General features: G+C 52.3%; 7 protein-coding genes. 3 read left to right on the forward strand and 4 right to left on the reverse strand.

Translation table 11 applies throughout. The annotated features are described in order from the left end of the window. A partial coding sequence (locus B7449_RS16520) for an ATP-binding domain-containing protein (RefSeq protein ID WP_048883851.1) occupies positions 1–180 on the forward strand: 180 nt, incomplete at its 5' end. Between the two features lie 231 nt (positions 181–411). Further along, positions 412–609 carry a hypothetical protein gene (locus B7449_RS16525; RefSeq protein ID WP_010516885.1) on the forward strand — a complete coding sequence of 66 codons (198 nt, stop codon included), beginning with the start codon at positions 412–414 and terminating at the stop codon, positions 607–609. A 26-nt stretch (positions 610–635) separates the two neighbouring features. Here B7449_RS16525 and B7449_RS16530 read toward each other — a convergent pair whose 3' ends face one another. From B7449_RS16530 to B7449_RS16545, 4 genes are read right to left on the reverse strand one after another with little or no spacing between them, the layout of a single operon-like run. Then, on the reverse strand, positions 636–3,770 hold the full coding sequence (locus B7449_RS16530) for an efflux RND transporter permease subunit (protein ID WP_034932600.1): 3,135 nt from the start codon (positions 3,768–3,770) through the stop codon (positions 636–638). After that, positions 3,770–4,804 (reverse strand): efflux RND transporter periplasmic adaptor subunit, encoded by a 1,035-nt coding sequence (locus B7449_RS16535; protein WP_034932598.1) that lies wholly within the window; start codon positions 4,802–4,804, stop codon positions 3,770–3,772. Before B7449_RS16535 ends, B7449_RS16530 begins: the two co-directional genes overlap by 1 nt. After that, positions 4,801–6,243: a TolC family protein gene (locus B7449_RS16540; RefSeq protein ID WP_019088956.1), complete on the reverse strand. Its 1,443-nt coding sequence runs from the start codon at positions 6,241–6,243 to the stop codon at positions 4,801–4,803. The genes B7449_RS16535 and B7449_RS16540 overlap by 4 nt, the downstream gene beginning before the upstream one ends. Then, entirely contained in the window at positions 6,236–6,886 is a 651-nt protein-coding gene (locus B7449_RS16545) for a cation transporter (protein ID WP_010516881.1), read from the reverse strand. Before B7449_RS16545 ends, B7449_RS16540 begins: the two co-directional genes overlap by 8 nt. A 73-nt stretch (positions 6,887–6,959) precedes the next feature. Here B7449_RS16545 and B7449_RS16550 point away from each other — a divergent pair, with 73 nt between their 5' ends. Beyond that, positions 6,960–7,358, forward strand: a complete 399-nt coding sequence (locus B7449_RS16550; protein WP_003618791.1) for a MerR family transcriptional regulator — start codon at positions 6,960–6,962, stop codon at positions 7,356–7,358. Positions 7,359–7,586: the final 228 nt, after the last annotated feature.

Below are 7,586 nucleotides of genomic sequence, written 5' to 3' on the forward strand. Positions count from 1 at the left end.
CTGGTGACGCAGCATTACGCCATGCTGGCGCGGAACCTGCTCTACACCGGCGTCACACGGGGGCGGAAGCTCGTCGTGCTCGTGGGCCAGAAGAAGGCGCTTGCTATCGCCGTGCGCAATCAGGGTGGCAGGCGACGGTGGTCGAAGCTCAGGGAGTGGCTTGCGGGTAGTTTTGCATGACGGAGCGATGCCTCCATGTCGGCTTCCGCCTCATGTCGGACATAAAAGTGGGTTGGCTCGCCTTTCGCATAACGGACATAGTCCGCGCAGTCCCCCGCTATCACTTGGAGCCGAGAGTGGGGTGATCGTTATGGGAAATAACCAGCAAGAATACAGGCGCTTAGGTTGGCCGTAGCAAGACACGCCCGAAGCCACTGGGCAGGGAGTATAAATCATTTGGATCGGGCAACGATGCTTTCGGTTTTCGGCCTTGACACGATGATGTTCGGTGCGGGCGGCAATCCAGATTTTCTGGACAGCGTCAAGATTCATGAAGGCAATTCCGAACCCAACCAGAAGGTCGAGCCAGACCGAATGGTGGCCGAGCGTGATACGGAAGCAGTTTTCATTCTGGGTTCTATTGGCATATCGGACATAATCTTCAAGTAGTTCTGTGCAGCAGTGGCCCATACCTGTCACTTGAACAAGGTTTCCGGAACTCCCGTTTCGTTTTCAGAAAAACTACCAAATTTGACAGCAAGAATAGGCAAAACAAACAGGTTAAGTATCATTGATGTCATGAGCCCTCCAAGAATGACAGCTGCCATAGGTCCTTCGATTTCCCGCCCAGGCGCATTCATATCAACAGCCAGAGGCGCCAGTCCAAGCGCCGTAACGAGCGATGTCATGAGTACGGGGACGACGCGGTCTCTGGCCCCCCGGAGCGCTGTTGTTACTCCCCATGTGAGATGTTCCCGCTCGACCAAAGTCTCAAAATGCGAAATCATCATCACCGAATTCCGAAGCGTAATCCCGAATAGAGTAACGAAGCCGACTGTTGCCCCAAGAGTTAGCGTTGTGCCGGAAACAATGATTGCCAGAATGCCGCCGACAAATGCGAAGGGAAGATTGACGAGTATCAGAGCGAGATTGCGCCATCCTTGTGTGATTATTGAGAGCAGAATCATGACCGCTATGGCAGCGAGCCCGGAATTTATAAACAGTTCCTTGCGTGATTGTGATTCAGCTTCCGCTGCGGATGTAAACTGAACGTAGGTTCCAAGAGGCAGTTTGATATTTTTTGCTATAGCCGTGCGTGCGTCCTGAACGAAAGATTGAGCTGATCGTCCTGTAACATTTGCGGTGACAGTCTGTGTTCTCTGTGCTCCCAGATGTGACACCTGATAGCGACCGTTCGTCTCATATATGTCTGCGACAGCGCGGAGTGGTACGTAGTTTCCGTGAACAGTATGCAGTGGCAGGAAGCCGACAGACGCAACATCATTACGACTTGCGTCATCAAGACGAACCATAACATTAAAAGCCGCAGAACGCTCGTATATCTGCCCCACGGTTTCACCCTGCCAGGCTGTATGGATGGATCGGAGTACATCCGCCGACCGAAGCCCCCAGCGCTCCAGATCAGCAGGGCGTAGCCGAATAGCAAGTTCCGGAACACCAGGGGGTGCTTCTATCCGGACATCTGTTGCGCCATGTATCTGATGCAACATGCGGACAATATTATTTGCCTGGATATCCAATACATCCAGATCATCGCCAATAATATTGATTGCCACAGCCGAAGACGAACCAGAAAGGGTTTCGTTTACGCGCATCGTCAAAAAACTACTGACAGAAAAACTGGCCCCAACGAACCCGTCAAGCGCTTTGCGAACGCGGGCATCAATCTGTCGGGAAGCCTTCCCATCCACCTGATTCAAATCAACCTCAAACTCGCTGGTATGTGGTCCATACGTGTCCTCATCCAGCGAGGCGCGTCCGACTCTCTGAGCAACCGAACGGATTTCGGGAAGCTGACGAAGTTTTTCTGTAACCTGTCTACCTAATTTCAGAGACTGTTCCAGGGAAGTCCCCGGAGCAGCCGTCATATGAATGATAAGGTGACCTTCCTTGAAATCAGGAATGAAATCGCTTTCAAGGAATGGAAGGGCCGCAAACCCTATCAAGGTGGTCAGGATCATCCCGCCTATAACAAATCGGGGATGGCGCATTAATCTGGCCAGAAGACATTCATAAGCTCTGGCGGTCCATCCTGCCAGGGGGGGCTCTCTCCGGGTTTCTCCAGGCGTCGCCAAGAGCCATGCGCAGAGTGCAGGTACAACGGTTACAGCAGCGGCAAGAGAAGCCATGACCGCAAGAACATAAGCTGTTGCCAGTGGAGCAAACAGTCGTCCCGAAAGTCCGGGAAGGGCGATGACAGGCAAGAAAACGATAATGACAGCAAAGGTCGCGTAAACCACTGCACTGCGGACTTCAACGCATGCATCGAGTACGACGCGCGCTGTAGATGCGGGCTGGACCAGAAGCCGGTTTTCACGCAATCGGCGTGTAACATTTTCGACCCCGATCACGGCGTCATCCACGACCTCGCCGATGGCGATAGCAAGCCCCCCCAGGGTCATGGCATTCAAAGTAACCCCGAGTGTCTCCAGCAACGACAGGGCTATCAGAATAGCCAAAGGTATGGTGGCGCAACAGATTGCAGCGGTTCGCAGGTCAAAAAGGAAAAGAAAGATTACGGCAACCACTAGAAAACCGCCCAGAAGCAATGCTCGTGTGGCATTCCCCAATGCGGTCGTAATGAAATTGGCGGGTCGGAACAGGTCAGCATGCAATGTAATCCCCTGTCCCTGCAATTGCGGGCGGAAATCGGTAAGTGCCGCCTCGATTTCCCGGGTCACAGCCATCGTATTGGCACCGTACTGTTCCCATATATTAACCACAATGCCTGTCTTTCCCTCGATACTGGCCGCGCCGAAGGCGGGAATAGGGGCTTCAGTTACAGTGGCAATACTGCCCAGTGTGACAGCACCATTATCAGAGCGGACAATCACAGTGCGGGCCAGACTTTCTGGCGTCAGGGCCTGACCGTCAGACTGAAGAACGACTCTTTGGTTCGGGGTATCAATAAAGCCGGCCCCCTGTATGCCAGTTGCTTCCTGGGCAGCCGCAAGGACGTCATCAAGTCCGATATGATGCAAGATGAGTTGGTCTGGATGTACCTGTATCTGGAGTGACCGACGCTCCCCGCCAAACACACTGACTCCAGCCACACCAGGCAACGCCAGCAGACGCGGCCTTAATGACCAGTCAGTAAGCGTGCGCAACTGCATGAGGGACTGTTGTTCCGACGTCAGACCAATCACCAGTACCAGACCGGCGGATGAGGTCAGTGGCGTCATAGTCGGAGCATGAACACCGGCTGGCAATTGCTGTGCAACAACATTCATTTGTTCCCCGACCAGTTGCCGGGCGCGATAAATATCGGTCGATGTCGCAAACAGGACGTTGACGACTGACAGTCCCTGAATCGAAGTCGATTGCACGCGCTGAATACCCGGGAGGCCGGTCAGGGCAATTTCCATTGGGCGACTAACCAATGTTTCGACCTGTTCCGGCGTAAAACCAGCGGCTTCGGTCTGGATCGTGACCCGTGGCGGAATGAATTCCGGAAACACATCATAGCTGGCATGTCTCAAGCCATACAGGCCATAGAAGAACAACAGACATGCGGTTGCGATAACCACGCCCCGGAAGCGGATCGAAAACCCGATAATAGCTGCCTGAAGGCTGAAAGAACGTCCCGTCATCAGTCGTCATCGTCTCCTGATTCAAGCTGAGCTCGGAATTCTTCAGACAGAAGTAATTGCGTACCCTCTACGACGATTTGCGTTTCGTGTGTGATTTGTCCTGGAGTATCTTGGATCAGGTAGCCACCTTCTCGGTCCGGCACGTCGGTCGTAAGGGGTAGGCGTGTAAATTTTCCGTGTCCGTTATCACGGTATATCCACGACTTACCTTGCAGCCAGATAATAGCTGATGCAGGTATCCGGATACCGGGACGTTCCTCTTCGGTAGGCAGGAGAACGGAAACATTCATGCCCGCGACAAGCTGACTTTCAGCCGACGCAAAATAGAAAAAGCTACGCCCCTGAATAGCAGGATCGGTCATGGTTACAGGAGACAAATAGTGGAGCATTGTCCCGTGTCCACCCGTGTTTCCATAATCGGTCACATCCGCCTGACTTGGTGGGGTTGGTAGATCCGTATCTGGTGGAAGGGTCACCTTGACCAAGACCACTTGTTGTTGAAGTAACTGTGTAATGAAAATTGTATTTTTTTCGGTAGCGTCAGATATGACCGAACCAAATTGCTGTCTGATAATATTAAGTGCGTTATTCACCCGGACCTGTTCTGCTTTTACCATAGCTGAGTTGGACTGAAATCTGGCTGTTGTCTCCTGGAATTGTTCCTGAGAGATATTCTGCCGGTCGCGATACAGTCCTTTGTCACGATCGAGTTTCGCACGGGCAAGCGTCTGCTGTGCCTGCATGCTCTCCAGCCGCGCTTTCATGTCAGCATAATCACTAACAAGAGTGATAAGTTGTGTTGCGTTCAGAACGTAACCATAGGCGGGAACCAACTTTCTCCAAGGCACGATGCTGGGTCGTGCAGAAGCGATACCACTCTTCGTAACTGCTTCCGGGGAGACCGTCACGGTCGCCTCTTCGCCAAGAACCGAAACTGGTGGATCATCATCATCTGCAATAGCAATGTCCGCCACGTTTAGAACTAGGAAGACAGAAAGACCTACAAGAGGCAGCCAGAAGGCCCTCGCTTTCATGGTGAGTTCCTTTGGTTATTTTCAAGCAGGCCGGAAACCTGCGCGGCACTGGTGTGATCAAAAATGGGCTGCTGCATGCCATCTTCGATCTGACCTATGGCTTGCCGTTGCTGAATTTCTGCTTCAAGAAGAGCGGTCTCTGCTTGAATCTGCTCTATATGAGTCATAACCATCGTTGGTCGGTCGATTGCGCCTGACTGAAGGCGGTGCTGCATCTGGTTCAGCCTTACCCGTACGGTTTTGGCAAGTTCATCCGCCTGTAGCAGAATTGATGTCGTGCCGCGGTAATTGGCCGTAGCCTGCGAGATGGACTTAAACACCGTGTTCTCTGCACGCCGGAGACGAGCCGCCGCCTCATGCTCCTGCCCAACAGCTTCAGCTATGGGGCCTTCGTTCTGATTGAAAATCGGAATTTGCAGAGAGGGATTTACCTCAAAGCGATTTGAAATATCCCAGTTATAGGCGGGACTGATGGTGACATCGGGATAGCGTCGGGAAACTTCGACCCGTAGAGCCTGTCGGGCGGCGTCATAAGACGCAAGAAGTTCCCGCAGATCCGCGCGTTGCATTACGGCTTGGTATCTCATGTCCTGTGAATCGCGGTATTCCATGAGGTCGGGACAGACATCAAATGCTTTTGTATCAAGAGCAATGGAATCAAGTGCTTCGGCAGGAACCCCGATTGCTCCTGCCAGAGCTGCCTTACGGACGGCATACTCGCGCCGCAGATCACTGACAGACAACTCGGCATGGATCATTTCCGTCCGTACCTGCGATATTTCGAGAGCGGATGCTCGCCCCTGATCAAAACGTGCCTGTTCCAGGGTAAAGAGTTCGCGTTTAGCTGCCGCAGTCTCTTCCACAAGCTTGAGGCGCCCGGATACAGCCCAGACGCCGAGAAGAGCAGACCGCGTGTCGCTGCGTAGTTTCCATGCAGTATTGATGACTTCCCATTGCGCGACGGCAGCCCGATATCTGGCTTCTTTGATACGGTGATAACGCCTGCCGAAAAATTCGATCAGTATTGACGCGCCGTAGCCGACGTAATGAGCCGATGGGCCACCCAGCACCGTGAAACTGGGATTGGGCAGTTGACCGGCTGTCTTGATTCCAGCGCGAGCCGTTTCCAGTTCAGCTTTAGCTACAAGGATATCGGGATGAAAATACAAGGTAGCAAGCGTCAGGCGAGTGATGCCCCATGCGTTTTCCTGACTCGATACGTTTGGTCCGAGAACTTTTGTAATGAATTCTTGCAATCCGGCATCCGTAAATTGACGGCTGGAAAATTTCTGGACATCTGATTCCGGCGAAATATTTGAGTGATCACTATTTGTACAGCCACAGAGCAGGGGAAAAATCAGGAGAATGAATGCCGCATTATAGCGTGTGCGTCTCCTTACCTGCTTAATATATTCTAGAGTATTATATGATTTATACATTGATATGTCGTGATATATCTGATTTGTTATCTGTTAGTTCTACTCTCGATTGTCGCATAATCTGCACACCTCCACTAATACCAAGCATCGCAAGGATGGCAGCTACCGCAATATCCGGCCACGCAGAACGAGTGCCAAACACGCCCAGAGCTGCCAGCACAACGGCAACATTTCCGATCGCATCATTACGAGAGCAGATCCATACAGAACGGCGGTTGGCATCACCTTTCCGGTGTGTCCATAATATGAGGGCACAGGCCAGATTGACCGCGAGGGCAAGCAGACCAATGCCGCCCATTGCGTCTGGGTGAGGCGGATGGTTGCTGTTCATTACTATCCACCCAGCATTGGCCATTACCCATAGCCCAGCCATGAACAGGGTCAGGCCTTTCAGAAAGGCCGCGCCAGCTCGCCATCGCAATGCCATTCCGGCAACACTGAGGCTTATTGCGTAGTTGGCGCTGTCGCCAAGGAAATCAATCGCGTCCGCCTGTACGGATGCAGATCCAACCGACACGCCAGCCCCAGCTTCAACGGCAAACATGCTGGCATTGAGAAAAAGCGCGATCAGGAGCGCTCTCCGCCATGATTTATTGATTGGTAGCGGCGTATCTGTGCATCCACCACAGCATCCTCCTGCCATCCAGCGCCTCCCTGACGAATCATCTGTTTTAATGTATGCTCCCTGTAGCAACTACAGGGTCAAGAGGCAGGGAATGCGATCGATTGGTGCCTTGGGGAAGGCGACGAATACCAAAGTCGAGACGATCCGCTATTACGAACGGATCGGTCTTCTGGCTCCGCCACAGCGGACCGATGGCAATTATCGCACTTATGATGATGAGGCACTCGCGAGACTGTCTTTTATTCGTCGATCTCGGGATCTGGGTTTTTCATTAGACCAGGTAAGAGCTCTATTATCCCTAACGGATCAGGGAACCCAGGATTGTAAGACAGTTGATAGAATTGCTCGTGACCATATGGCAGAAATTGAGCGCAAAATTGCGGATCTCATCGCATTGCGCCATGAACTTTCTACGATGATAGAATCATGCGGGGGAGGTAATATTTCAGAATGCCGAATTATTGAAGCACTTTCTCCGTTTGATAATTAGTTCTCCTGACTTTTTTCGCAGCCAGTCGATTCTGCATTTGACGGAAGATTACCCGAAATAGTTATGCGGCCTCATCCTCACGTGTCAGAATCTGAAAAATCCTCATGGAAAATTCAAGGACTATACGTGCTCCCATGGTGGCAGTTTATGATCAGGCCAGTTCTGAAGCAGACATTCGGCTTCCCCTGAAGGGTTTCGGGCGCCGCGAGGCGTACGAAAGTCTGGGAA

This window comes from Komagataeibacter intermedius TF2, from assembly GCF_000964425.1.
In the GTDB taxonomy this organism is placed as follows: domain Bacteria; phylum Pseudomonadota; class Alphaproteobacteria; order Acetobacterales; family Acetobacteraceae; genus Komagataeibacter; species Komagataeibacter intermedius.